We start from the raw sequence: 24,867 nt of genomic DNA, 5'->3' as shown, positions 1-24,867 counted from the left end.
GCTCCTCGGCATGGCGGCGGTCCTGCTCACTGCGTGCGGCAGCCCCACCGGCCCGGCAATCCGCGTGATCGTTCCAAAGGGAGCAAGCTTTGCCACGGCGACTGATTCTCTGGAGAAAGCAGGAATCGTGAGTTCTCCGTTTTTCTTCAAAGCACTTGCGCGCGTGAAAGGTGATGACCGCAACATCAAGCCGGGGACCTATCTCCTGAAGCGCGGAACTCCATGGACGGAGATCCTGCGTGCGCTGAACGGCGGGCACGGACTGGTCAACACGATCACGATTCCGGAAGGGTTCAACCTCAACCAGATAGCGCCGCTCCTCGCGCGTACACTTCAGGTTCCCGTGGATTCAGTCACGGCTGCAGTCCGCGACACGGTACTGCTCCGTCGGCTCGATATTCCGACGCCGAATCTCGAGGGGTACCTGTTCCCTGATACGTACGCTTTTCCGGATGGCACGACCGCGCGTCAGGCGGTCGGCGAGATGGTACGTCGATTCGAGCGCGAGTGGAAACCTGATTGGAACCTGCAGCTCTCGACTCTGGGGATGAACCGGCATGAAATCGTGACACTCGCCTCGATCATCGAAGAGGAAGCAAAGCGAGCGGAAGAGCGTCCGGTGATCTCTGCCGTGTATCACAACCGGCTGCGGGAGAAGATGCTTCTTCAGGCTGATCCGACCGTCCAGTACGCTCTCGGCCGTCACACTCCTCGCCTGCTGTACAAGGACCTCCTGGTAGAGTCGCCGTACAACACTTACGTACACGCGGGACTTCCACCTGGCCCGATTTCGTCACCCGGCGGCGCCAGCCTCCTTGCGGCGCTCAATCCCGCGAAGGTTTCCTACCGCTATTTCGTCGCCCACTCGGACGGTCATCACGAATTCCGAAACACGCTCGCCGAGCACGAGATCGCCAGACGCATGGTCCGGTGATAGATCCCGCGACGATACGACTCATCGCGATCACCGACCATATCCGCGACGGTAAAAGCGGATTGATCGCGCGCGCGGCCGCTGCTGCGCATGGCGGAGCAACGTGCATTCAGCTCCGCCTGAAGGACGTTCCGGCGAGGGATCTCGTTGGCGTTGCGCGAGAGCTCGTGCGCGCCGTTGGGGTTCCGGTGATTGTCAACGATCGCGCCGACGTGGCGATAGCAGCGGGGGCCGCAGGGGTTCATCTGGGGCCGGACGATGTCCCTCCTTCCGCGATCAGAAGGATGGCGCCTCTCGAGTTCATCATTGGCGCATCGGTCGGCAATGATGCCGAAGTCGCTGGGTCTGCAGGCGCAGACTATGTCGGGATCGGGCCCTTCTTCGCGACGGGCTCGAAGGACGATGCCGGAGCACCGCTCGGACCGGAAGGATTTTCCCGGCTCGCGCAATTGGTGGGGCTCCCTGCCGTGGGCATTGGCGGCGTCACGGCTGAGAATGCAGCTGTCCCGATTGCCGCCGGTGCGTATGGAGTCGCTTCTATCGCGGGGGTTTTCGGCTCGAGCGACCCTGCCGCGGCCGCGCGGCGGCTCCGCTCCGCCATCGAAACTTGAGGTCGGGCACGCTATCGCTGATCAGCTTGTTTGAGCGACGGTGGTGCTTGCCGGCCGGCCTCTCCTTTGCCGCCATCCTGGCACCAATCAGATCCATCACCGGCGGGCTGACGAACAGGTCCACGAGATCCGGATCGAACTGAGTCCCGCGGCCCTCGAGTAGCACCTTCGTCGCTTCGGCAATGCTGCGGGCTTGGCTGTATCGGCGCTCGTGAGTGACTGCATCGAACGTGTCGGCGAGAGCGACGACCCGCGCGGTCATAGGGATGCGCCGTCCCTTGAGCTGCCGAGGGTAGCCTGTCCCATCCCATCGCTCGTGGTGAGAGAGGACTCCTTCAGCCAGATCGGGATAGAATGGTCGAAGCGGCTCCAGTACATCCGCGCCTCGGCGTGGATGCGTCATCACCGCCCGCCACTCACTCGGCGTCAGGCGACTCCTGTCGTGAAAGATGTCATTGATCGCCTCGTGGATTTTGCCGATGTCGTGAAAGAGCGCGACCCGCTCGACGCTGCGCCGCTTTCGCTCATCGAGCTCGGCCGCTTCGGCTAGTATCAGCGCGTAATCGGCGACGCGCCGAACATGCGCGCCGGTGACGGCGTCGTTGGCGTCGATTGTCGCCAGCAGGGTTTCGAGCGTGGCGGCGCCAAGTCGTTCCGCGCGTATCCGGAATCGCCGCTCTCGGATCACCAGCCCGCCGGCAGCGAGACCTATACCGAGTGCGACAGCTCTAGGCATCGAGGTTTTTCCTATGCAAGAGTCGGAGCCGCAACCACGAGATTCGCGCGTTACATTGGACAATGCGCGACACCGCAAAGGTAACCGCGAAGGGTTTCAAGCGGTGGCAGGCCGGACACCCGTGGATCTACCGGAGCGACGTGTCGGAGCGGCCGGACTCGGATGCCGGTGTCGTGGCTGTGCGGGACAATCGAAACCGGCCACTCGGATGGGCGCTGTGGAGTCCACGTTCGGAGATATCCCTGCGGCTGCTGGACTCCGACCCCGGCGCAGTCATCGACGGCGACTGGTGGCACGAGCGTATTGCCGCAGCTGCCGCGCGGCGGGTGAGCCTGGAGCCCATCACGAATGCGTACCGCGTGGTGCACGGCGAGGCGGACGGTTGTCCGTCACTAGTTTGCGACCGTTACGACAGGTGGGCGGTCGTGCAGCTGATGAGCGCCGGGCTCGAAGCGTTTCGGGGCGAGATTGTCGAGGCGATCGTAGACGTCACCCGCATCGAGGGCCTTCTGGCGCGCAACGACGTCCCTCTTCGGGCGAAGGAAGGTCTTCCGCGCGAGACAATCCTGCTTCACGGTGAAGTTCCCCGTGAGATCGAGGTGGACGAGTACGAGCTGAGGTATCTCGCGGCTCCATGGACGGGGCAGAAGACGGGTGCCTTTCTGGATCAGCGTGAAAACAGGCGCATCGCGGGAGAGCACGCACGCGGGCGTGCCCTCGATGCGTTCAGCTATCACGGATCATTCGCTCTGCACTTGGCGCGCAATGCGGCCACGGTCACGGCACTCGACTCTTCCGCGCAGGCGCTCGAGCGGGCCCGGCAGAATGCCGACCTCAATGGACTTGGCAACATCGATTTTGTCGAGGCGAACGCATTCGATTATCTGCGGGAGTGTGAAAAGACCGAAACTCGATTCGATACGATCGTCCTCGATCCGCCGGCGTTCGCGAAAACCCGGGCGTCGCTTCCCGGTGCGCTCCGCGGATACAACGAGATCAATCTCCGCGCAATGCGACTTCTTTCGTCAGGGGGAATGCTGTACACGGCGAGCTGCAGCTTCCATCTGACGAAGCCGCTCTTTCTGGAGATGCTGGAGTCCGCCGCGGCCGACAGTGGACGGCGAATCGCAATCCGTGAGCTTCGCGGGCAGCCGCTCGATCATCCGGAAGTACTGACGATTCCGGAGACTGGGTACATCAAAGGTGCTCTGCTGGAGGCACTCGATTGATTTGCTGCATCTGTGCGCTTGCCACAGACGGAATAATGATCGACTCAGCTACGCTGGCACTTCGGACAGAAGTACGTCGATCGCCCAGCCTGGATGATTCGTCGGATCGACGTTTCACAGACAACGCAAGGCTCACCCTCGCGGTCGTACACTGCAAAACGGTGGCGATTGGTCTTATCCGTGTAGCGGCCGGGCGGGCGATTTTTTGAGCCGAGGACGTCGCGGACTGCGCCCACAAGTCGTGTGAGGCGAGCCTTCGAGACAGAGCTGGCAACCGCGCGAGGATTGATCCGCGCCCGCCAGAGCGCCTCGGCGGCGTAGATGTTCCCGAGGCCCGCGATCACCTTCTGGTCCATCAGTGCCGGCTTGATTGGCCCGCGTCTCGAGCTCAACGCCTTCGATAAATATTCGGCGTCGAGAGAAGCGTCGTTCGCTTCCATCCCGAGAGAAGGCAGCGAATCGTCGGCTGACGCGTGAAGGCTGAGTGCCGAGAGAGCGCGCCGGTCGTTCAGCTCTACTCGCGTGCCGTCGGTCAGATCGATAATGGCGCGCGTGAACCGGTCGGGAGCTCCGTCAGCGCGGCTGATCATCCAGTCGCCGTTCATCCGGAAATGCGCGTGCAGCACCGAGCCATCGTCGAGGTGAATGAGCTGGTGCTTGCCCCTTCGCTCGACGCGAGAGATTCGTTTCGCTTTCAGGCGCTGCGCCATCGCGTCGGGAAGCTGGCGCGTCAGCGCGAAATGCAGTGTCCGCACCGCGGCGATTGTCTTGCCTTCTATCGCAGCGCGAAGGCGGCGCATCGCTCTTTCTACTTCAGGCAGCTCTGGCATCGTTTGGGCTCGGGAGAAAAAAGATACTTGCGTGAATCCTTCGATGCTCTAGCTTCTCACTCGCCGCACTCCCGGAGTGTGCGTCACCTCCGACCCCGCTAGATGCGTCAATCAGCTCCAAGATCGCTCAAGCACGAATACGATCTGTTCATCGAAGACGAGATCGAGGCTTACAAAGAATCGATCTCACGCGCGACTCTCCTCAAGATTGGGGACGAGGCGGTCGCGTCGCTGCAGTCGGGGATGCAAATCTCGATGAACGAGCTCTTGCTCGTCGTCGAAGTCGACAAGATAATCCGGAAGCGGCTGCGGCTTCCTTCTTATGCCACGTGGCGGAAGCGCGAGCTCAAGCGACAGAAAGAGCTCCAGGAGTTCATGCGGCCCGAGCACTGGGGCCTGAGTCCCGATAGTGCCGTGGCGCGCGAGATTCATCCGCCGGCAGACTCGCGCGTCCTCGTTGCCGGCGACCAGATCGCGAGTGCAGCCCTCTATCTCGCGGCGCACGGGTGCGCAGTCACCGCGATCGACGGGCAGTCGGACATGAAGGCAAGTTTTCTGAACAATGCGGATGTCGGGAGCCTGCCCGGCCGCATCGATCACCACGCTGAAGGACTGAGAGCGTGGGCTCCTTCTCCGGACCGATCGCTCAGTGCCGTCATCTGCACGCCTGCAGCGTTCTCCGGATTGACTGCCAGGCAGCGGGCGCAGGTGATCGGAGTCCTCCAGAGCGCGACCGAAGACGGGGGTGTGCACCTCGTCGCGACGATCATCGCCGGTCAGTCCGGAGTCTCACTTTCCGAGCTCAAAAAGAGCTACAAGGGCTGGGAAGTGTCGGTGGTGGAGGACGGCGCGTCGGGTAAATCATTCCTCGCCAGAAAAGCGGTCGCGTAGCCAGGAACTCAACAGGGCCGTATCATTTCGACACACATTGTCTCATGTTTTTGTGTTGTTCCGCGACAAATCCAGCCGCCGTCCGCTGGCGTACGTCTCGTAACTCCAAGTAAGATAACAAGTTAACTTTTCCCCCAACTCTGGCACTGTGGGTGCTTTACCCACTCATGCTCGGCGCTCGCTGAGCGTTAAACCAATGAGGCGGGAATGAAGAAAGAGAGTCAGCCGGCAGAGCTCAACGAGCCGCTTGGCATAATCATATCGAATGGAGATCGCGCGGAATATCCGACGGTTTTCTCAGCGTACATCTGGGGCCCGGCCCCGGAGCCCACAGTCGATCCGGCTTCGAAAGCGGCCTAGCGCAGCTCTACTATAGAATAGGATAAGCCCCGTCATCGCTGGCAGGGCTTTTTTGCGTCTCGTTCGGCGTTCCGGCGCGGATGGGGTCCACGGCGTCGCCCACTCCGCCGCTCGACTCGGGTATTTTTCGGTTTAGCCGATCTACCTACTCACTCCTGCGAGACGCGACTGTGGAAGAAGCTTTCGCCAACTGGGAAGGCGAGCGCCGAACCCTGATGGCGCAGAAGATCTCGGATTTCGGTCTCACGATTGCCGGAACCCGGGTCGAGAAAATGGTGGAGCAGCTCTACGCCGAGCTTGCCGCCAAGGGGCTCGCATTCCGGCCTCCCGTATATCTGAGCGACCAGTGGGGATGTCCGGACGGAACCCCGCTCATCGGAGTTCCATTCTACCTCGCGGATCCGAGGCTGGCGCAGATCGAAGACGACCTCGCTCTGGGCATCGAATCCGACGATGACGCGATGCGATACATGCGTCACGAAGCTGGTCACGCATTCAATTACGCGTATCGCCTTTACGACCGTGCCGACTGGCGGAAGACGTTCGGACCATACTCGCGTCCTTATCGCGACCGCTATCGCGCCGATCCTTTCTCACACGATTTCGTTCGTCACATCCTCGGCTGGTACGCGCAAAAGCATCCGGACGAGGATTTTGCCGAATCGTTCGCCGTCTGGCTCACGCCCGACAGTGACTGGCGGAATGCCTACGCCGAGTGGCCTGCCCTGAAGAAGCTCGAGTATGTCGATCGCGTCATGCGCGACGTAGGGGACGAGCCGGCGGTGGTGGAGCCGACCGAGGACGATCTCCCCGTATCTGCGATGAGCTACACTGTCGAAGAGCATTACCGCGATGCCGAGGATTCAATTCCAATCAGCGACCACCGGGTGTTCGACGGCGATCTCCGGAATATCTTTGCTTCTGATGCGGAGGCGCCGTCTGCGCAGACAGCCGCGGAATTCATCGCCGGCCATCGGAGGGAGATCGTGGCCCGGATTTCGTATTGGACAGGCGAGAGCAGCTACGTCGTGAAACAGTTCATAGATTTTCTGCGGGAGCGCACCGAGTCGCTCGGCCTTCGTGTGCGGGGGCTCGAGGCGTCGACACTGATCGAGCTGACGGCATTCGGGACAGCGGTAATAATGAACTACAGACACACCAACGTGATGGATGGCAGCGAGGCCGACGAGGAATGAAGGTCGCTCTTCTTCACACGCAGGACGCGCTCGAGCCGCCGATTGATCCGGTGCTTGACCAGATCGACGAAGCTCTTCGCTCTAGCGGACATGAGACGAGGCGCATTGTCGTAGACGATTCGGTCGAGCCCGTGATCGCGGCACTCAAATCCGATCCGCCCGATCTCGTTTTCAACATCGCTGAATCGTTCGGTGGCAAGAGCGCGCTCGAGTCGAATGTCGCGGCGCTGCTCAATCTTCTGAAGCTCCGGTACACGGGGTCCAGTCCCGCCGGTCTGATAGTCGCCGGCGACAAGACGCTGACAAAGAAGGTGTTGTCGTTCCATGGGATTCTCACGGCGCGCTTTGCCACGGTCTTTCGCGGCAACGTAGACTGGGCAGGTGACATCAACTTTCCGTTGATCGTGAAGCCACCGCAGGAAGATGCGTCGCTCGGGATAACACAGAAGTCCATCGTCAACGATGTGAAGGAGCTGCTGGAGGCGATCAGCTCGCTTCAGACTGAGTACCAGTCACCGGTTCTCGCGGAGGAGTTCATAGATGGCCGGGAATTCTACGTCGGCGTCCTCGGCAACAGTAGCGTGGAGGCGTTGCCCATCATCGAGCTTGATTTCTCGAAATTCCCCGCCGACCTGCCGAAGATCGCCAGCTGGGCGGCCAAGTGGGGTGACGACGGCGACGGAAAGGGCGCCGAGTTCGCCGGGACGGAATCGATTTTCCCCACGAACCTTCCCGACGAGCTTGCCGAGAGGATGAAGAAGGTTGCGATCGATGCGTTCCAGGCACTGCGGCTTCGGGATTATGCCCGAGTCGATCTCCGCGTGACGGAGTCGGGAAAGATCTACGTGATCGAGGTGAATCCGAACTGCTATCTCGAGACGAAAAGTGAGTTTGCGACCGCGGCGCAGAAGCATGGCATCGAGTATCCTGCGCTGATCAACAGGATTGTGGAGCTGGCGAGCGCGCGTTACTCGCGCTGACTGGATACGGGACGAAGGATAGGATAACAAGAAAGCCGGCACGTGGCCGGCTTTCTTTTTGTTCAGACGCGGATGCTAGCGCCGCTTTCTGGTCGCTTTCTTTCTCGCTGTCTTCCTGCGACCGCCTTTCTTCGCGGTGCTTTTCTTCCGAGAGGATTTTCTCGCTGTCTTCTTTCGGCCACCCTTCTTCGCTGCTGCCATTGTGTAGTCTCTCCATGAAGGAGTTGAACTATTCGGCGAGTTCCCCGGTGGAACTGCCGACTGATGCAGCGTCCGAACAGGCCCGCGTGGTCACAGTGCGTCGCAAACTCGATGCCGCAATGCAGTTGCGACCACGGCGCGAATATAGGAGCAACAAAAAATCCACGCAACAACTATTTATTTGAAACGATGATGATGCAACCTGCAGTGCGCATGAGATGGATTCATTTTCTGGATGGATCTGTGCGCTTGCCACAGAATCACAGAAGCGCCGAACAACATTGAAACGCCGCGTCAAACATCGATGCGGCGTTCTGCATTTTTCTTTTGGATTCAACTCATCTTGGCGACTGAAGCCCGAGTGGCACGAGCTGTTCCCATTCAAGTCTTCTGTGATTCTGTGTTTCTGTGGCAAGCGCAATGATCCGTCCGCCGGGCGAGAGGCGGGTCACAAGAGGGGAGGTATCCGGGCGACACTTCCACACGAGGCGCATGGATTGCACCTTACCTCCCGCCAATGAAAGCCCTCGTGAAGGAATCAGCAGCGCCGGGAATCGTGCTGCGCGACGTGCCCGAGCCGAAGATCAGGGAGGATGAGGTACTGATCCGTGTTCGGCGCGCGGGAGTCTGCGGGACGGACGTCCACATCTACGACTGGGACGATTGGGCACGAGGGCGATGCAGGCCGCCGTTCGTGGTGGGTCACGAGTTCGCGGGTGACGTCGTCGAAGTGGGACGACTCGTGACCGACGTGCAGGAGGGCGATCGCGTCACGGCTGAAGGCCACATCGTCGACGGACGCTGTCTGCTGTGTCGCACCGGAAACGCTCACGTCTGTCCGCACACGAAAATCATCGGCGTCGATCGCGACGGGTGCTTCGCGGAATTCATTGCAATGCCGGCCACCAACGTCTGGCATCTCGACGACTCGATCAGCTACGACGTAGGCGGCATTCACGATCCCATGGGAAACGCGTTTCACACGGCGCTCACCGCGGACATACCAGGCGCCACTGTGCTCGTTACCGGCTGCGGGCCCATCGGTATTTTCGCCGTCGGTATCTGCAGGGCGGCCGGCGCGTCGCGCATCATCGCATCGGACATCAACCAGACGCGCCTGCAGCTTGCAAAGGAAATGGGCGCACACGACGCCATCACGCCCGACCAGGTCGAGAGGGTCGTGAGATCCGCAACCGACGGGCTGGGCGTGGACGTAGTGCTCGAGATGTCCGGAGTTCCCGCCGCTATTCATCAGGCGTTCGCGATGGTGAGAGTGGGCGGGCGGATACAGATGCTCGGAATCCCCGTCAAGCCGATCGAGATAGATCTACCGAAGGAAATAATCTTCAAGGGCCTCACCATTTATGGGGTCGTCGGACGCCGGATGTACGAGACGTGGCACCAGATGACGCGCTTCCTTCGCGCGGGTGAGTTCGATCCGACGCCCGTCATCACGCATCGGTTCCCCATGGACGAGGTCGACGCGGCAATCGCTGCAATCAAGTCCGGGGAAGCCGGCAAGGTAATCTTCGAGATCGCATAGGGGACAACGACCGGTGGCTCTCAATCGCAAATTCGGCGACGAGCTCGACGCGAGCATCGAGCAGCTGAAGAAGGACGGCGTGTACAAGCGGCTCAATTACGTGGATTCGCCACAGTCGGCTCGCGTGACGATGGAAGGTCGCGGAGAGGTGCTGATCCTTTCCTCGAACAACTACCTCGGCCTGTGCGACGAGCCGGAGGTGGTACGCGGGGGGGTCGAAGGCCTCGACAGGTTCGGCGCCGGAACCGGCAGCGTCCGCTTCATCTGTGGAACATTCACGATTCATCAGGAGCTCGAGGGGGAGATCGCGTCGCTCGTTGGAACGGAAGCGTCTCTGTCGTACGTCTCCTGCTGGAACGCGAACGAGGGATTGACTGCAACCATTGTCGAGGCCGGCGACTTCGTGGTCAGCGATGCACTGAATCATGCGTCGATCATTGACTCGCTCCGCCTCGCGAAGGCGATCACCAAGTGTACGACCGCCGTCTACGCGCACTCCGACATGGACGACCTCGTCGCGAAGCTCGAGACCGCGCGCGACGCGAAGCGACGCATCATCTGGACAGATGGCGTCTTCTCGATGGAAGGCAGCATCGCAAAGCTTCCGGATATTCTCGAGATCGCGCGTGAGCATGATGCTATTGTCGCCGTCGACGACTCACACGGCACCGGCGTGCTCGGCGAGACCGGACGCGGAACCGCCGAGCATTTCGGCGTGCTCGGCGAGGTGGACGTGATCACCTCGACACTCGGCAAGGCGCTCGGCGGCGCGGCCGGCGGTTTCGTCGCTGGACCCGCGTCATTGTGCGACATGCTCACGCAGCGGTCGCGGCCTCAGCTGTTCTCGAACGCGCTTCCTCCAACCGTTGCGTCGAGCGCGCTCGCCGCAATCCGCGTGCTTCGCGCCCAGCCCGAGCGCGTCGCAAAGCTGCGTGAAAACGTACGGTATTTCCGGGAGCAGATAATCGAAGCCGGGTTCAAGCCCCTGCCCGGCGATACGCCTATCGTCCCCATTATAGTCGGCGAAACTGCCTCCGCCATCCGGATGAGTGACATGTTGCTGGAGGAAGGCGTCTTTGTAACAGGATTCGGCTTCCCGGTGGTGCCGCAGGGCCAGGCGCGCGTCAGGTGCCAGCTCAGCGCCGCCCATTCGCGCGCGGATCTGGACGAGGCGATTGCCGCTTTCAGGACCGTGGGGAGGAAGCTCGGGATAATCTGAAATCGTGTGACTGACCCGGTCACACCAACGGCCGGAGGCGACGTCCACCGGCAGGGGCATGAGCTCAATGCGAACGACGCGACTGTTTGTTGCCGGCCTGGTATGCGCGGCCACGTTGTCTTCCGCCGCTTCCGCTCAGGAAGCACGATACTTCGACGACGGCTGGTTCTGGGGAGTGAAGTCCGGTGTAGCGACATTCTCACCGACGCTCGGCCCCAGCGAGACGGCGGCGACTTACGGCGCTGAGTGGCTCATCACCCGCAGTCGAGGCGGCCTTTACGTGTCGTTCGATGAAACCAATGTGTCGACGGTGTCGGCGGTGCTCGATGCAAGCACGAGCGAAGGCATCCGCTCCGTCTCGATCGAAAAGATGCGGCGCATCGGAGTTGCCGGGCTGGTTTTCCCGAAGCGATTCGGCAGAGTCCGGCCGTATGCCGGCCTCGGGCTCAGCATGGATCTCGTGGGAACTGCCTTGCCGCTCGTGAACGGTAGCAACGACGATGTGGACGATGCCGTGTTCGACAGGATCGAGGAGCGCCGCAGTCAGGTGGGAGTTCTCGGCATGGCTGGAGCGCAGGTGCAATTCAACCGCCTCGCGGTTTTCGGGCAGGCGTCAGTGGTCCCCGGGCAGTCGAACTTTCTCCTCGGTGATGACGTTCTCGGGTTCTTCGAGGCCGGCGTTCGATATAACTTCGGCAGCTCCCGCGAAGGATCCCGGTAAACGAAAGCCGGCGGATTGCCGCGACGGCGGCGTCCGCCCGGCGAGTTTTGATAGCACTGTTCAGGAAGGAAATGTTCCAGGCGAGGCGCAGTCTCCCACCCCCGAGAGACTGCGCTTCGTTTTCTTACGTCCGTCGTTACCGCGACACGAAAGGATTCCCGCGGACGAGATACCGAAGCTGCCAGTCCGCGGCCTGGGTGATTCCTATGCGAGGCGTGATCTCGACATCGCGATCGCTTACAGTATCCCCGGCGCGGATGACAACTGGATAGCGTTGGAGCGGCAGGCCGTTCATCCGCCTGTCGACGCCGAGCGCGGCGCAAAGTTTTCCGGGCCCGTTGGTCAGCTCGCGGTTCCTTCTTGCCTTCGGACGCCGCTGGCGCATGAGCGACATTCCATGGACCGGCTCGAGTGCGCGAATCAGTACGGCGCTGGGCAGACCCTTGGCGCGAGTGACCGCATTGATGCACCAGTGCATGCCGTAGATGAAGTAGACATACGCGATTCCCGGCTGACCGTAGAGCGGCTCGGTGCGTTGCGTCCGGCCCGCAGCTGCGTGGCATGCTGCATCGTGCTCGCTGATGTATGCCTCGGTCTCGACAATAATTCCGCCCGCAAGGCCCTCGGCCGTTCTACACTCGAGAATCGTTCCAAGCAGCTCGCGAGCTACGATCTCGGTCTCGCGATCGTAGAAATCCCGCGGAAGAATTCGTCCCACTGAATGCGACCCGCCCGGCGCCGAAGCGCTGGACAGGCTATTCCGATATTGGGGAAGCTGGCGTCTCCGCAGCGGCACCTGCTGTCGTCACCTTCTTGCGACCGCCGCGCGTCGCGCGCTTGCGCGCGGGAGGTTTTGCTTCACCGGAGGCGGGCGCCGGCTGATCGATCGAAGGCTTGGCGGCCACTTTCTTTTTCGCCGTCGTTTTCCTGACTGGAGCGCCTCGCTTCCGACCGCGTGTCGGCTTCGACGGAGTCGCTTCTGTCGGCGAAGCTGAAGCCGCCGCGTCGAGCGGTGCGACATCGCTCTCACTCGCCGGAGCAGCAACAGGAGCAGCCGCGGCAGCCGGCGGAGTGGATCCCGCGCGCGTGCCAACCACGCCAACGTTGAGAATATGCGCCGGCGGCGCGCCCTGTCGGCCCATCGGTCCTCTGCCGCCACCGCGCGCAGCCATCCCGCGAGGCGCTGCTGGAACCGGCTTCACGGCAGGCGTGTTGGCAGTTTCAGCAGCCGCGAGCTGAGTCGCAACCGGAGCGCCGCCGGCCGCGGCCGCGACTTCGTAATCGTTGCCTCGGCGCCTCAGGTCGACTAGGTCGGCGTCGTGCGCATCCTGAAGTATTCTCGTGAAGTTACGCTCGCTCAGACTTTCGCTGTCGCGACCGAGGAGCGCCCGGGCCGTGGAGCGAACAAGACTGGCCGCTGCAGCGGAGTCTCCGCTGACGAGCGAAGCGACCGCGCGACGGACTAGGTCGAAAGCCTCCTCGCGCGTGAGTCGCAGGCCGGTTGCTCCGATCTCACCCGGCGCCGGCGAACGCGGCGCTGGCGAACGCGGCGCTGGCGAACGCGGCGCTGCCGCCGGTGCCGCAGCTTGGGCGCGCGGCGTGGTTGCAGCAGGCGCTTCGCGCGCGGTTCCAGTCGCGGCGTCCGGCGCTGCCGCGCTTCGCGGCGCAGCGGCAGATCGGTCCGGACGCTCGCCTCGTGGCGCACGATCTCGACCGCGTCCGCGCGAATCGCGCCGTGGGCGCCGTCCGTCACCGTTTTCCGCCGCTTCTGCCGGCGCGGGCGCCTCACCCGTCACACCGTGAGCTCCGCCAGGGCGTGGAAGGTCAACTTCGTACTGACCGTTCTCGAGCTTGTTGAGCGATAGCAGGCCCTTCTTTGCCGCCTCCGCAACAAAAAGCGAGAACTTCGACTTGCCGACATTCTTTTCGTCGAATGAGCTGTCCATCTGCTGCATCACCTGCTTGAGACGATCGGCGCGCATGACATCGCCGTTTCGCTTCATCCGCTGCACAGCTTCCGATACGAGCTCCCACGGATCGTGTTTGACGACTTCTTCGTCGCCGCTCTTCACGAGCCCGGCAAGCGAGCTGTAGCTGTAGTACTCGTCGCAGTTCATCACGAGGAGATCGCTCGACGATTCGCGAATCCCGACGCCAATGACGTACTTACCGTACTCCTTGAGCTTGATGACAAGGCTCGAGAAATCGGAATCACCGGAGAGAAGAATGAAGGTGCCGATCTCTGGACGGACGAACACGAGCTCGAGCGCATCGATGGCCAGCCGGATGTCGGTCGCGTTTTTCTTCGCCGAGCCGTAAGCGGGAGCCATGATCATGTCGATCGACGATTCGGCGAGCGGCACGATGTACTGCGGGTAGCGACGCCAGTCGGCGTAGGCGCGCTGAACCGAGACTTTCCCTTTGATGATGTCGGAGGCGAGGAGGTTTTTGAGCTCCGTTTGCAGGTCCGACCGGATCCCCATCGTGACGTTGTCGAAATCGATGAGGAGCGCGGCGTTCGGCGCGTGGTGAATTGTCTGACTGCCAGCTGAGGAGTGCGATACTGCCTGAGGGCCTCGATGAATCGGGGCGACGGGACGGCGCGATTGTGCTGAGGTGGGCGCGGTCCGCGGAGTGCGGAATGTCATTAAGGGTTGTGAATAGTACTGGCGGCGATCCGCGGTCTCGCGGGGCTTTCTCGCCAACCGAATGATCCCGCGGCATTGTGTCGCGGGGAACGCGTCTTCAGGTCCTGACAGGGACGGCCGGCTGCCCGCAGGCGCCGCTCTTCCCCCGAATCCTCGAAGTCGCGTACAGACAGGTAATTTATAACGTAATTGTGATGAAGCAACTCCGGTTCCGCACACGACTTATCGTTATCCTGTCGCTGTTCGCCATAGTGCCTGCGGCGCTGTTAACGCTGCTGTGGAGCGGAACCGTGAGCTCGGCCCTTCCGCTCGTGAGCGGGCGCGCGGCCTGGGAGAGCGTCGCGGCATCGGGTCAACGAGCAATCTCCGCCGTCCGGACCGCCACGCTTACCCCCGCGCAGCGCGTGCTCGTGGACGAACATGAACGGGAGCTTTCAAGCTCTCTCGAGCAGGCGCGCCGCTACAGTTTTCTGGCCGGACGGTCGACACGCGTAGTGGCGGCCGCGGCAGTTCTCGCGCTGATCGTATTCGGCGTCGCCGCCTCGCGCGTTGCCGGACACCTCAGCCGGCAGATGAGCCGCCCCCTCGATGAGATCGTAAGCTGGACCTCACTCATCGGACGTGGCGAGTCGTTGCCGTCTCCGGATCAAACGCCCGCGAAAGGCGCGCCCGAGTTCGCAACGCTTCGCAGAAGAATGCGCGAAATGGCCGAGGCAATCGAGGCGGGGCGCCGCCGGGCAGCTGAGACCGAACGGCTCCGCGCATATCGCGAAAGCGCCCGACGTGTTGCGCATGAGCTGAAGAATCCGTTGACGCCTATTCGATTCGCTGTCGATCGGCTGCGGCGACAGGCAACGCCCGAGATGCAGGAGACTGTGGAAGTACTGGCGACAGAATCAGCGCGTCTCGAAAGAATCGCGAAGAGCTTTTCGGCATTCGGGAGGCTCCCCGAAGGTCCCGCAGCCGAGATCGATGTCGCGGAGCTCGTGCGCCACTCCGCGGTCGCATCACTGCCGCCGGGAATAGAGCTGGTGACGAGGATCGACGAGAACCTGCCGTCAATCGTCGGACACAACGACGCCCTAAGTGGCGCGCTTTCGAATGTTCTGCTCAATGCAGTTGATGCCTGCGCTCCTGCGGGAACGATTACGGTCGAGGCGAAATCCATTCGAAATGGAAGTGGTGATGCCGTCGAGATCACCGTGAGCGACGACGGTGCGGGCATCGCCCCTTCCGATCTTGCCGGCGTGTGGGAGCCCTACGTCACGAACAAGCCCGGGGGAACGGGACTTGGGCTGGCAATTGCGCGACAGGCCGTGCTGGCACATGATGGAACCGTCGACGCTACCAGCACGTTGGGTAAGGGTACGCGCATCCGGTTCGTTTTGCCGGTGAAGGGTCCATCAGCAGCGAGGAGCTGAACGATGCCACATGATCTCGTGCCCTTTGGTTTTTTCGCAATCGTCGTCATTGATGTATTTCACGCGTTATCGAGGAGCGCCGACTGATGGGACCGGAGATGATCGGCCTTTTCGTTCCGCTGGGCTTCTTCGCGATGGTGGTGGCGATCGTCGTCGGCCGCCCGATGATCAAGGCTTATGCAACCAAAGTCGAAAACGAATCGAAGCGACCGCAGATTCCCGCCGAAGTGGCCTCGCGCCTCGAGCGAATCGAGCAGTCCGTGGATGCAATCGCGGTGGAGGTGGAAAGGATCTCGGAGGGCCAGCGATTCACGACCAAGCTGCTGAGCGCGACGCGCGGTGGTGGTGCACTTCCGGCCGGACAGGCCTCATCGGCGGCACCCGGTGCGCACGGTGAAGCGCAGCGCCCCTGATACCGAGTGGCAACGGTCCTCATTGTCGACGACGAGCCGAACATTCGCCGGATGGTCGGCGCTCTGCTCGCGGCAGAAGGTCACCAGGTAATCGACGCCCCGACGGGGGCCCAGGGAGTTGCCCGCGCGGAGAACGATGATCCCGACGTAGTGCTGCTCGACCTGATGATGCCGGGTGAGATGGACGGCATGGCGACGCTGCAACGTCTGAAGGAAAAGCACGCGGATCTTCCGGTGATCATGATGAGCGGGCGCGCCGGCCTCAGCGATGCGGTCACGGCCACCAAGCTCGGCGCGATAAATTTTCTGGAGAAGCCGCTCACACCTGAAGGCGTTCTCTTTGCAATCGGCGCCGCCCTCGAGCTCAGGCAAACCCGTCGAGTCGCGCGCGAGTTGCGTGAAGAGCTTGGTCTCGCCGGCGATATGGTCGGTGAAAGTCCGCAGATGACGCGCGTGGACGAGCTCATCGCTCGTGTTGCCGCCACCGACGCGCGCGTTCTCATCACCGGCGAGTCAGGAACAGGCAAGGAGCTCGTCGCGAGCGCGATCCACGACGCGAGCACCCGACGCGATCGCCCCTTTGTCCGCGTGAACTGTGCGGCGATCCCCCGCGATCTCGTCGAAAGCGAGATGTTCGGACATGAGAAAGGGGCTTTCACCGGAGCCACACAGACGCGCATCGGAAGATTCGAGCTTGCCAACACGGGCACGCTCTTTCTCGATGAGGTTGGCGACCTGAGCCCCGACGCGCAGGCGAAGCTGCTGCGGGCAATTGAGGCGAGAGAGATTCAGCGAGTTGGCAGCAGCCACGCCGTAAAGGTCGACGTGAGAATCATCGCCGCAACGAATCACGACCTCGAGAAAGCCGTGCAGAACGGGAGATTCCGCGAAGATCTTTTCTTCAGATTGAACGTCATACCGCTGGCGCTGCCGCCGCTCCGCGAGCGCGAAGGCGACGTTCCGCTGCTCGTGAGACACTTCTGTCTCCTCCACTTCAAGCGAACCGGCCAGATCCCTCCGGCATGGACACCGGGCGCGCTCGACGCCATGCAGCGATACCCGTGGCCGGGCAACGTTCGCGAGCTCGCGAACATCGTCGAGCGACTTTCCATAATGCAGCCCGGCGCAGAGGTTACGGCCAACCGCGTTCAGGACGTGCTGCGCCCGGCCCGTTCCGGAGAAACAGATTCGAGTCCCCGGCCATGGGCCTTCACCGATGAGCCGGCCGCAACAGCGGAGCCGGCCCCACCGGCAAATGCAATGGAGAATCCCACCCTTGCAGAAGCGCTGGACGACTACGAGCGACGCCTCATTCAGCGCGCGATTGACGCCTCGCATGGCAACATCGCCGAGGCGGCGCGACGGCTGCAGACGGATCGCCCGAATCTTTACCGGCGTATGAAACGGCTTGGCATCGGCCAGTCCGTGGAAGCCATTGCATCAGCGGAGACGCAATGACAGGCGCCAGACGGTTTCGTCTCATTGTCGCCTGCGCAGCAGTGGTCGCCCCGCTGTCTCCGATCGACGCCCAGGTGCCCGACACAGTCAAGAGGGACTCGACGTTCGATATCAGGTCGTTCTGGCGCAACAGGGGAGACAGGAACGGCCTCACGCTGACGTCGGGCAAAGCATACAATCGCGTCGAAGGTCTGCCGATCATGATGGGGCCAAACTTTCGCGGCGACTTCGGGCGCTCGACGCTGCGCCTCGCTGTGCTCGGAATTCTTCGCACCGCACACTCCGCGCACTGGGACTCGGAGAACCTCGGACACAGCGTAACGGCTGATGCGCGCTTCGGCGGCCGGCGCGGATATTCGGTCGGCGCTTCGTCGTACGATATCGTTTCACCCGTGGAGCGATGGCAGCTGCCCGAGCCCGATGCAGGCCTCGCCGCATTTTTTCTGAAGCGGGACTACCTGGACTATTTCGGCCGACACGGAGCGCGTTTGTCAGCGTCGGCATTTTCGGGCGAGGCCGCCACGCTGGAGATGAGCTACGCGCACGAGCGTTGGAGCTCGAGGCGAGAGAGAGATGTGATGACGCTCTTCCGAAGCGGGGAAGGATGGCGCACGAATCCTGTGATGCAGGACGGCACGGCCCATCTCTTCGAGACGAGAGTCGGCCTCGATTCACGGAACGCAGAGCTGAACCCCTGGGCGGGATGGTATCTCGACGCGCACTACGAGTACGGCAGGGGTCACCTCGTGCCGTTTCAGCTCGAGCCCTCCGGAGCTCTGTTCGGAGCATTGCCGGGCGATGATCCCACGCCGCTGACTACATACGGGCGCATCTTCTTCGACGTCAGGAAATACAATCGCATCTCGCCGAATACTCAGCTGAATGCCCGGCTGGCAATTGGGGGATGGCTGCACGGCGACAAGCTGCCGCTGCAGCGGCGACTCTCCGTGGGCGGGATTGGAACGCTGCCCGGTTTTGATTTCCGGCGTGTCGAGATCGGTCCCGACGTCGGACAGTGTGCACCCGATGGCGTCGCAATGCCCGGAAGACCTGCGCTGTGCGAGCGTGTCGCGCTCGCTCAGCTCGAGTATCGGAACGAGCTGCATTCCGACCTCATCGACATGTTCAACCGGAACGGAATCAGAGTGCGCGGCGCCCCGTTCACGGTGCGGCCCTCGGTCGTTGCTTTCGTGGACGCCGGCCGCGGCTGGCTCGTAGGCGGCCGTTTTGGCGACCTGCGGTATCCGTCGGGCGCATTGCCGCCCTTTGGTACTTACCGGACAGATCTCGGTCTCGGTCTCGATCTGGGAGTCACGGGGCTGTACGTGGCCAAAGCCGTCTCGTCGCCAAAGGAGCCGGCAAATTTCTTCGTGCGGATCCACAACCGCTTCTGAGAAGTGAGTCTCCGTGTTTGCGTTGTCGCCGCCGGGGTGCTGCTAGTTGCGTTTCAGGCGGACGCGCAGAAGGCTCAGATACAGATAGTTCTCCCTGAGCGGACCGAGCTCGCAACCGAGGCACCGTTCGTCCGATCGGCGGCCCTTTTGTCCGATGCACCGATGAGAAACCTGCTGATCAACGGATTTCCGGCGCGCCTGCATTACCGGATTGAGCGATGGGCAACAGGCGGCTGGTTCGACGATATCAAAGCCGCCGCAGAATGGGACGTCGTCGTGAAATACGACGCACTCGGCAAGCGCTACCACGTGTTCCGCGCTATTGCAAACCGCGCCGTCCAGCTCGGCAGCTATGAAACCGCTGCCGAAGCGGAGGAAGTCGTGAGCGCGCCGTTTCGCGCGCCGATCTCACTACCCCGGCGTGGTCAACGCACCTACTACAATCTCGTTCTCGATATCGAGACACTTTCGCTCACCGAGCTCGACGAAGTGGAGAGGTGGCTGAGGGGAGAGCTCAAGCCGGCTGTGCGCGGAAAGAAAAATCCGGGCACCGCAGTTTCACGCGGTGTCCGGACTCTCGTTGTGCGTCTCCTCGGCGGAGAGAAGCGTCGTTACGAGACGCGCTCCGGCGCGTTCCGTCCGTGATGCTGGCCATGCGCATGGTGCTGGTGCCCGTGCTGCAGCTGACCGCTGGAAGGATGCCGGTGCTCGAGATCCTCGAGGCGATGTAGCGTCTCGTCGCCGTAGAAGAGCTTGATGTAGCGCGCCTGTGTCGGAGTCAGCCGGCGCACCGCCCAGCTCAGATGCACGAAGTGCGGCTCAACGGGCGCGTGCATTGGATGCATTCCCGCTTCGCTCGGCAGGCTGTTCGCCTTGCGCGTGTTGCACGGGCTGCACGCGGTGACGACGTTGGTCCACTCGTTCGTCCCGCCGCGCGACAACGGGATCAGATGATCGCGTGTCAGTGACTCACGCGGCCTGAGCTCGATCTGCATACGCCCGCAGTACTGGCAACGATAGCGATCGCGCGCAAACAGGAACGTATTCGTCACCTGACGACGGAAACGCCGCGGAACATGTATGAAGCGCGTGAGACGGATGACCGCCGGGCGCGGCAATGTCAGCCGCTCCGAGCGCACGACACGCCCCGGGTCGGCCTCGACAATCTCGGCCTTGCCGTCGATCACGAGCCTGAGAGCGCGCCTCATCGGCACCATCGTCAGGGGCTCGAACGATGCATTCAGTGCCAGACAACCTACGATCAAGCACTCCTCCAGTTTGCGTTGCTACGACGCAGAATATACAACGGGTACAGGCTAAATACCCGCAGGAACCTCGCTCGGCACATGAGTCAGCCACCCGTGCGGATCGGCGATAGTCCCTTTGGCTATTCCCATGTACTCCTTCTGAATCGCCAGCGAGATGGGTCCCGGCTTCCCTGTTCCGACAGGTATGCGATCCACCGAACGGATTGGTGTTATCTCGACGGCAGTGCCCGTGAAGAAAAGCTCATCGGCCAGGTACAGCATCTCTCGCGGAATGGTGCCCTCGACGACGCCGATGCCCATATCGCGTGCAAGAGTCAGTACGGAGTCACGCGTGATTCCGTTCAGGATCCCGGAGCCGATTGTTGAAGTGAACAGCTTTCCATCGCGGACGAGGAAAAGATTCTCACCGCTCCCTTCGGAGACAAAACCGAAATAGTCGAGCATTATCCCCTCGGCGTAGCCGTCCATCCGCGCCTCCATCAATGAGAGCTGCGAATTCAGATAGTTGCCGCCGGCTTTCGCCATCGTGGGGAAAGTGTCGGGAGCGGCCCGCCGCCAGCTCGATACGCAAACGTCGACGCCTTCCGACAGACCGGCCTGGCCGAGGTACGCTCCCCACTGCCAGGGAACGATGAACACCTCGAGCGGCGCATCCTTCGGGAATACACCCATTTGCTGGCCCGTGCGAAGCGCGACAGGACGAAGGTAGCATTGCTCCAGCCCGTTCTCCGCCACCGTATCGATGCAGCCCTGCATCAGCGCGGCGTGTGAGTGCGTGAGCGGCATTCGATAGATGCGGCAGGAGTCAGCGAACCGGCGCATGTGGTCGGCGAGCCGGAAAATCGCGGGGCCCGCGGGTGTGGAGTAACAGCGGATTCCCTCGAAGACGCTCGATCCGTAGTGCACGACGTGACTCATCACGTGAACCGTTGCGTCCTCCCAGTTCACCATCTGTCCGTCGCGCCAGATACGGTGGTGCTGCTGTGCTGGTCGAGCCATCGGTGCCATCCGCCTCGGGGTGAGACTCAAAAGCTATCGAGATTGTGCAAGGAGACGCTACCCACCGTGGCCGGAATCCACGTCGGTTTCAGCGAGGTACCGGCCTTTGGAGAGTGTCGCGGCGGATCGTATCGGTCCTCGGCGGCGCATTGGGTCGAGGACGCACTCGTGCAGCAGTATCGAAAATGGTTCTCGATCGGCTGGTATCTCCGCGCGGCGAAGGTGGCGCAGGGCGTGGAATCGGCACGCCGCCCGGCACAACCCGGGTTTGCGGCGGAGCAACCGGAGGCGGCAACGGACTCGGCACCGGTGGTGGCGCGGGCAGATAGATCGTATCGGGAATTCGCGAAGACGTGTCGGGTGCCCGCCCCAGACTATCGATGTACCCGGGGTAGCCATAGCCGTAATGCTTGTTGCATTCCATCATCGGCTCGGTGCCGGGAATGAAGAACTCCGAGCGAATCAGGTCTCGCGCGCAGTAAGGCGTTTGCAGCATGCCGGTGCTGACGTCTATCTCACGCGTGATGATCGAAATCGGACGCGGCCAGTCGGGCGGCGTGGTTCGGCGGCGATAGACCTCCGACATGAACTGCGTCCACGCGGGTGCCGCGAGCCGTCCGCCCTGCGCGTCGCCAAGGATTTTCTGCGGCCGATCGAGCCCTATCCACACTCCCGCGACGAGGTCCGCAGTGTAGCCGATAAACCAGACGTTCGTGCCGTCGTTGGTCGTTCCAGTCTTGCCACCTGCGGGAACATGGAAGCCGGCGCCCCACACACCGGCGGCTGTGCCGCGACGAACGACGTCCTTCATCATGTCCACCATGATCCAGGACTCTTCGGGTGAAAGCACCTGCGTCCGCGCCGGCGTCTGCTGCCAGAGGACTTCCTGTCGCGCGTTCTCCACGCGAAGGATGGCATTCGGCGCAGCACGAATTCCCTGATTCGCGAAGACCGAGTATGCGGAGATCAGCTCTAGCGGATAGACATCCGCCGCGCCGATGTGAATGGAGGGATACGGTGGAATAGGCGTCGTCAACCCGAAATTGCGGGCTTCGTTGATCACTGTCTGCTCGCCGAGCTCCATTCCGAGGCGGATCGCCACGAGGTTGCGGGACTCATAGAGTCCGCGGCGCATGGGCATGAATCCCAGAAACTGTCCGTCGAAATTCCTCGGCGTCCAATCCTTGCCGCCACCGCCTCCGAGGGGCACGACGATCGGCGAGTCGTTCACCATGTACGATGGGGGACGGCCGTTCTGCACCGCGGCAGCGTAGACGATGGGCTTGAAAGCAGAGCCGGGCTGCCGCAGCGCTTGCGTGGCGCGATTGAACTTCGAGTCGTAGAAATCGCGTCCTCCCACCATCGCCCGGATCGTCCCGTTGCGCGGATCGAGCGCGACGAACGCGCCCTGCAGGTACGGCGAGTTTGCCCCTGGCTCGCTGCCGGCAAGGCTGCGAGCGACGTAATGCTCGTAGCTTTCATGCCGGTACCTTCCGTATCTACCCGCTTCTATCAGCCGGAGCTGTCGCTCGAGCGCGCGCTCGGCGGCGGACTGCAGGTCGAGATCGAGTGTGGTGAATACCTTGAGACCCTGCTCGTACAGCTGCTTGCCGAACTGATCGTCGAGCTGCTGGCGGATCCACTCCACGAAATAAGGGGCGACGTCGCCGGCTTCTTCCTTGTTGGCCAGCCTGAGCGGGTATGCGCGCGCCACACTCTCATCGGCAGGGCTGATTGCGCCGTTCTCGCGCATGAGACCGAGCACGGTGTTGCGCCGCTGAACCGCGCGGTCGGGATGCTTGCGAGGGTTGTATCGCTCAGGCGCTTTTGGAAGGGCAGCAAGAGTCGCCGCCTCTGCCAGGTTCAGGTCGCGGACGGATTTTCCGAAATATCGCTGCGATGCTACCTCTACACCGTGCGCGCCGTTGCCCAGAGAAATCTGGTTGAGGTAGAGCTCGAGAATCTTCTTTTTGTCGTACTTCGCCTCGATCGCCCGGGCGACCTTCGCTTCGCGAATCTTGCGAACGAGCGTCTTCTCACGCGTCAGCCGCTCCGGAAAAACGTTTCGCGCCAACTGCATCGTAATCGTGGAAAAGCCCTGATCCCACGCGCGGGCCAGAATGTCGCGGCCCAGTGCTCCAAAAACACGAATCCAGTCAACGCCGGCGTGGCCGTAAAAGCGCTTGTCCTCGGTGATGACGAATGCCTGCTGAACCGTGGGGGGAATCTCGTCGAGCTTGACGAGGGTCCGTCGCTCGAGGCCGAGCTCGGCGATGAAGCGGCCGTCCACCGCATAGAGCTTGGACGTCTGTCGCGGCGTGTAGTCGTCGAGAGCTTCGACCGGAGGGCACTGGTTGCCGCGGCAGATGAGCACCCACGAGCCGAAGGCCAGGCCGAGCACCGACGCAACGCCGAACGTGAAGAGCAGCAGCAGTCCGCGCACGACGAGCGGGTGGCGGCGGCGGAACGAATCTTTACGCGTTGCCATCGGGTGAGAAAGGTAATCCGGGTACCGTGACACCGCCTCACGGCGACTCTATTTTGCGGCATGCCTCACCCGAACGCAGTACTCGACGAGCTGAGCTGGCGCGGCCTGGTGCATCAGCACAGCGACGGCCTCGCTGACGCTCTGGCGAAAGCGCCGGTCTCCGCGTACGCCGGCTTCGATCCCAGCGCGTCGAGCATGCACGTCGGCAACCTGATTCCAGTGATGGGGCTGATGCACCTGCAGCGCAGCGGGCATCGGCCGTTCGTCGTCGTTGGTGGAGGCACCGGACTCATCGGCGATCCAAGCGGGAAGACGGCGGAGCGGCAGCTTCATTCGATGGAGACTGTCGAAGCCAACACACGCGCTATACGCGCGCAGCTCGAGAACTTTCTCGACTTCTCAGGAGCAAACGCCGCGCAGATTCGAAACAACGCCGACTGGCTCGTGCCGCTCGCCGCCGTTGATTTCATGCGCGACGTCGGCAAGCATTTCACGGTCAACTACATGCTTGCCAAGGAGTCGGTGCAGGCGCGCATGGAGGCGGGAATCTCATACACCGAGTTCTCGTACATGCTGCTGCAGGCGTACGACTTCCGTGAGCTGTTCCGACGCGACGGAGTGACGCTTCAGGTCGGCGGCAGCGACCAATGGGGAAATATCACTGCGGGCATGGAGCTCATTCGTCGCACCGAAGGCGGGGAGGCGAACGCGCTGACTTTTCCGCTGGTCATGACGGCGAGCGGAACAAAATTCGGGAAGACGGAGTCGGGCAATGTGTGGCTCGATCCGGAGCGGACGTCGCCGTACCAGTTCTATCAGTTCTGGATCAACGTGGACGATCGCGACGTCGGGAAGTACCTGCGCTACTTCACCTTGCTTTCACGAGAGGAGATCGAGTCGCTCGAGCGCGCGGTCGAGGAGCGCCCGGAGTCGAGAGCCGCCCAGCAGGCGCTGGCGCGCGACGTGACCACGCGGGTTCACGGTGCGGACGCCGCGCGCGTGGCGGAGGACGTCTCGCGCCTCTTGTTCGCAAAGGGCGACCCGGCGTCGCTCTCGCGCGAGGCACTCGAAGCGCTCAGCCGTGAAGTGCCGTTTACGGAAACGTCCGATACACCGACTGTGGTAGACGCGCTGGTGCAGCTCGGCCTCACAGCGTCGAAAAGCGCCGCGCGCAGGTTGATCGAGCAAGGCGGCGTGGCGGTGAATGGTCAGCGCATATCGGCGGGATCTGATTCACTCGGCGAGCCGCTTATGGGCGCGTACTACCTGCTCAAGAAAGGCGGGCGGGACTTCGGATTGCTTCGGGTTCGTTCATAGTCGGCGCGGC

Annotated in this window: 23 protein-coding genes; 16 read left to right on the top strand and 7 right to left on the bottom strand. The window is 62.2% G+C overall.

Annotation, left to right across the window (positions count from 1 at the left end; all coding sequences use genetic code 11):
* Positions 1–10: 10 nt before the first annotated feature.
* Complete coding sequence (mltG, locus tag VES88_01240; GenBank protein HYN80099.1) at positions 11–934, top strand: endolytic transglycosylase MltG; 924 nt, start codon at positions 11–13, stop codon at positions 932–934.
* Positions 931–1,545: a thiamine phosphate synthase gene (thiE, locus tag VES88_01235; protein HYN80098.1), complete on the top strand. Its 615-nt coding sequence runs from the start codon at positions 931–933 to the stop codon at positions 1,543–1,545. The genes mltG and thiE overlap by 4 nt, the downstream gene beginning before the upstream one ends.
* Here thiE and VES88_01230 read toward each other — a convergent pair.
* Complete coding sequence (locus VES88_01230; protein ID HYN80097.1) at positions 1,472–2,281, bottom strand: HD domain-containing phosphohydrolase; 810 nt, start codon at positions 2,279–2,281, stop codon at positions 1,472–1,474. The two genes, thiE and VES88_01230, sit on opposite strands and share 74 nt — an antisense overlap.
* A 62-nt stretch (positions 2,282–2,343) precedes the next feature.
* On the opposite strand from VES88_01230, the gene VES88_01225 reads away from it, so the two are divergent.
* Complete coding sequence (locus VES88_01225) at positions 2,344–3,510, top strand: class I SAM-dependent rRNA methyltransferase (protein HYN80096.1); 1,167 nt, start codon at positions 2,344–2,346, stop codon at positions 3,508–3,510.
* 44 nt (positions 3,511–3,554) lie between these two features.
* Here VES88_01225 and mutM read toward each other — a convergent pair whose 3' ends face one another.
* The gene (gene mutM, locus VES88_01220) at positions 3,555–4,340 is read right to left on the bottom strand and encodes a bifunctional DNA-formamidopyrimidine glycosylase/DNA-(apurinic or apyrimidinic site) lyase (GenBank protein HYN80095.1); all 786 of its coding nucleotides are present in this window, start codon (positions 4,338–4,340) and stop codon (positions 3,555–3,557) included.
* Between the two features lie 102 nt (positions 4,341–4,442).
* On the opposite strand from mutM, the gene VES88_01215 reads away from it, so the two are divergent.
* The 7 genes from VES88_01215 (at position 4,443) to VES88_01185 (ending at position 11,451) form a co-directional block, all read left to right on the top strand.
* On the top strand, positions 4,443–5,231 hold the full coding sequence (locus VES88_01215) for a hypothetical protein (GenBank protein ID HYN80094.1): 789 nt from the start codon (positions 4,443–4,445) through the stop codon (positions 5,229–5,231).
* A 207-nt stretch (positions 5,232–5,438) separates the two neighbouring features.
* Entirely contained in the window at positions 5,439–5,591 is a 153-nt protein-coding gene (locus VES88_01210) for a hypothetical protein (protein ID HYN80093.1), read from the top strand.
* A 170-nt stretch (positions 5,592–5,761) separates the two neighbouring features.
* Complete coding sequence (locus tag VES88_01205) at positions 5,762–6,787, top strand: hypothetical protein (GenBank protein ID HYN80092.1); 1,026 nt, start codon at positions 5,762–5,764, stop codon at positions 6,785–6,787.
* Complete coding sequence (locus VES88_01200) at positions 6,784–7,767, top strand: ATP-grasp domain-containing protein (GenBank protein HYN80091.1); 984 nt, start codon at positions 6,784–6,786, stop codon at positions 7,765–7,767. Before VES88_01205 ends, VES88_01200 begins: the two co-directional genes overlap by 4 nt.
* A gap of 718 nt (positions 7,768–8,485) precedes the next feature.
* On the top strand, positions 8,486–9,511 hold the full coding sequence (gene tdh / locus VES88_01195; protein HYN80090.1) for an L-threonine 3-dehydrogenase: 1,026 nt from the start codon (positions 8,486–8,488) through the stop codon (positions 9,509–9,511).
* Between the two features lie 13 nt (positions 9,512–9,524).
* Positions 9,525–10,730, top strand: a complete 1,206-nt coding sequence (locus tag VES88_01190; protein HYN80089.1) for a glycine C-acetyltransferase — start codon at positions 9,525–9,527, stop codon at positions 10,728–10,730.
* 58 nt (positions 10,731–10,788) lie between these two features.
* Positions 10,789–11,451 (top strand): hypothetical protein, encoded by a 663-nt coding sequence (locus VES88_01185; GenBank protein HYN80088.1) that lies wholly within the window; start codon positions 10,789–10,791, stop codon positions 11,449–11,451.
* Positions 11,452–11,587: 136 nt separating this feature from the next.
* On the opposite strand, the gene VES88_01180 is transcribed toward VES88_01185, so the two are convergent.
* A complete protein-coding gene (locus tag VES88_01180) occupies positions 11,588–12,169 on the bottom strand; it encodes a DNA-3-methyladenine glycosylase (GenBank protein HYN80087.1) in 582 nt (193 codons plus the stop codon).
* A gap of 37 nt (positions 12,170–12,206) precedes the next feature.
* Positions 12,207–14,099 carry an NYN domain-containing protein gene (locus VES88_01175; GenBank protein ID HYN80086.1) on the bottom strand — a complete coding sequence of 631 codons (1,893 nt, stop codon included), beginning with the start codon at positions 14,097–14,099 and terminating at the stop codon, positions 12,207–12,209.
* 194 nt (positions 14,100–14,293) lie between these two features.
* On the opposite strand from VES88_01175, the gene VES88_01170 reads away from it, so the two are divergent.
* From VES88_01170 to VES88_01150, 5 genes are all read left to right on the top strand, one after another.
* Positions 14,294–15,520: an ATP-binding protein gene (locus VES88_01170; protein HYN80085.1), complete on the top strand. Its 1,227-nt coding sequence runs from the start codon at positions 14,294–14,296 to the stop codon at positions 15,518–15,520.
* 86 nt (positions 15,521–15,606) lie between these two features.
* Complete coding sequence (locus tag VES88_01165) at positions 15,607–15,933, top strand: hypothetical protein (protein ID HYN80084.1); 327 nt, start codon at positions 15,607–15,609, stop codon at positions 15,931–15,933.
* 6 nt (positions 15,934–15,939) lie between these two features.
* On the top strand, positions 15,940–17,391 hold the full coding sequence (locus VES88_01160) for a sigma-54 dependent transcriptional regulator (GenBank protein ID HYN80083.1): 1,452 nt from the start codon (positions 15,940–15,942) through the stop codon (positions 17,389–17,391).
* Positions 17,388–18,785 carry a BamA/TamA family outer membrane protein gene (locus VES88_01155; GenBank protein HYN80082.1) on the top strand — a complete coding sequence of 466 codons (1,398 nt, stop codon included), beginning with the start codon at positions 17,388–17,390 and terminating at the stop codon, positions 18,783–18,785. Before VES88_01160 ends, VES88_01155 begins: the two co-directional genes overlap by 4 nt.
* Positions 18,786–18,788: 3 nt before the next feature.
* Entirely contained in the window at positions 18,789–19,430 is a 642-nt protein-coding gene (locus VES88_01150; GenBank protein HYN80081.1) for a hypothetical protein, read from the top strand.
* On the opposite strand, the gene VES88_01145 is transcribed toward VES88_01150, so the two are convergent.
* The 3 genes from VES88_01145 to VES88_01135 all read right to left on the bottom strand — a co-directional run bounded on the left by VES88_01145 (position 19,397) and on the right by VES88_01135 (position 23,540).
* Positions 19,397–20,050, bottom strand: coding sequence for an HNH endonuclease (locus VES88_01145; GenBank protein HYN80080.1), 654 nt, complete (start codon positions 20,048–20,050; stop codon positions 19,397–19,399). The genes VES88_01150 and VES88_01145 overlap by 34 nt on opposite strands.
* Positions 20,051–20,101: 51 nt before the next feature.
* Positions 20,102–21,052 carry a branched-chain amino acid transaminase gene (locus VES88_01140; protein ID HYN80079.1) on the bottom strand — a complete coding sequence of 317 codons (951 nt, stop codon included), beginning with the start codon at positions 21,050–21,052 and terminating at the stop codon, positions 20,102–20,104.
* Positions 21,053–21,140: 88 nt separating this feature from the next.
* A complete protein-coding gene (locus VES88_01135) occupies positions 21,141–23,540 on the bottom strand; it encodes a PBP1A family penicillin-binding protein (GenBank protein ID HYN80078.1) in 2,400 nt (799 codons plus the stop codon).
* Between the two features lie 60 nt (positions 23,541–23,600).
* On the opposite strand from VES88_01135, the gene tyrS reads away from it, so the two are divergent.
* On the top strand, positions 23,601–24,857 hold the full coding sequence (gene tyrS, locus VES88_01130; GenBank protein ID HYN80077.1) for a tyrosine--tRNA ligase: 1,257 nt from the start codon (positions 23,601–23,603) through the stop codon (positions 24,855–24,857).
* Positions 24,858–24,867 lie beyond the last annotated feature (10 nt).

Source organism: Gemmatimonadaceae bacterium, assembly GCA_035633115.1.
Taxonomy (GTDB): Bacteria; Gemmatimonadota; Gemmatimonadetes; order Gemmatimonadales; family Gemmatimonadaceae; genus UBA4720.
The sequence above is the reverse complement of the archived record's forward strand: the minus strand, read 5'-3'. Positions and strand labels throughout refer to the sequence as shown.

What these genes read in the sequence shown, in the direction of transcription:
- mltG (HYN80099.1), top strand. Translation starts at nt 11, where the DNA reads ATGGCGGCGGTCCTGCTCACTGCGTGCGGCAGCCCCACCGGCCCGGCA.
- VES88_01230 (HYN80097.1), bottom strand. Translation starts at nt 2,281, where the DNA reads ATGCCTAGAGCTGTCGCACTCGGTATAGGTCTCGCTGCCGGCGGGCTG.
- VES88_01225 (HYN80096.1), top strand. Translation starts at nt 2,344, where the DNA reads ATGCGCGACACCGCAAAGGTAACCGCGAAGGGTTTCAAGCGGTGGCAG.
- mutM (HYN80095.1), bottom strand. Translation starts at nt 4,340, where the DNA reads ATGCCAGAGCTGCCTGAAGTAGAAAGAGCGATGCGCCGCCTTCGCGCT.
- VES88_01215 (HYN80094.1), top strand. Translation starts at nt 4,443, where the DNA reads ATGCGTCAATCAGCTCCAAGATCGCTCAAGCACGAATACGATCTGTTC.
- VES88_01210 (HYN80093.1), top strand. Translation starts at nt 5,439, where the DNA reads ATGAAGAAAGAGAGTCAGCCGGCAGAGCTCAACGAGCCGCTTGGCATA.
- VES88_01200 (HYN80091.1), top strand. Translation starts at nt 6,784, where the DNA reads ATGAAGGTCGCTCTTCTTCACACGCAGGACGCGCTCGAGCCGCCGATT.
- tdh (HYN80090.1), top strand. Translation starts at nt 8,486, where the DNA reads ATGAAAGCCCTCGTGAAGGAATCAGCAGCGCCGGGAATCGTGCTGCGC.
- VES88_01185 (HYN80088.1), top strand. Translation starts at nt 10,789, where the DNA reads ATGAGCTCAATGCGAACGACGCGACTGTTTGTTGCCGGCCTGGTATGC.
- VES88_01175 (HYN80086.1), bottom strand. Translation starts at nt 14,099, where the DNA reads ATGACATTCCGCACTCCGCGGACCGCGCCCACCTCAGCACAATCGCGC.
- VES88_01170 (HYN80085.1), top strand. Translation starts at nt 14,294, where the DNA reads ATGAAGCAACTCCGGTTCCGCACACGACTTATCGTTATCCTGTCGCTG.
- VES88_01165 (HYN80084.1), top strand. Translation starts at nt 15,607, where the DNA reads ATGGGACCGGAGATGATCGGCCTTTTCGTTCCGCTGGGCTTCTTCGCG.
- VES88_01155 (HYN80082.1), top strand. Translation starts at nt 17,388, where the DNA reads ATGACAGGCGCCAGACGGTTTCGTCTCATTGTCGCCTGCGCAGCAGTG.
- VES88_01140 (HYN80079.1), bottom strand. Translation starts at nt 21,052, where the DNA reads ATGGCTCGACCAGCACAGCAGCACCACCGTATCTGGCGCGACGGACAG.
- VES88_01135 (HYN80078.1), bottom strand. Translation starts at nt 23,540, where the DNA reads ATGGCAACGCGTAAAGATTCGTTCCGCCGCCGCCACCCGCTCGTCGTG.
- tyrS (HYN80077.1), top strand. Translation starts at nt 23,601, where the DNA reads ATGCCTCACCCGAACGCAGTACTCGACGAGCTGAGCTGGCGCGGCCTG.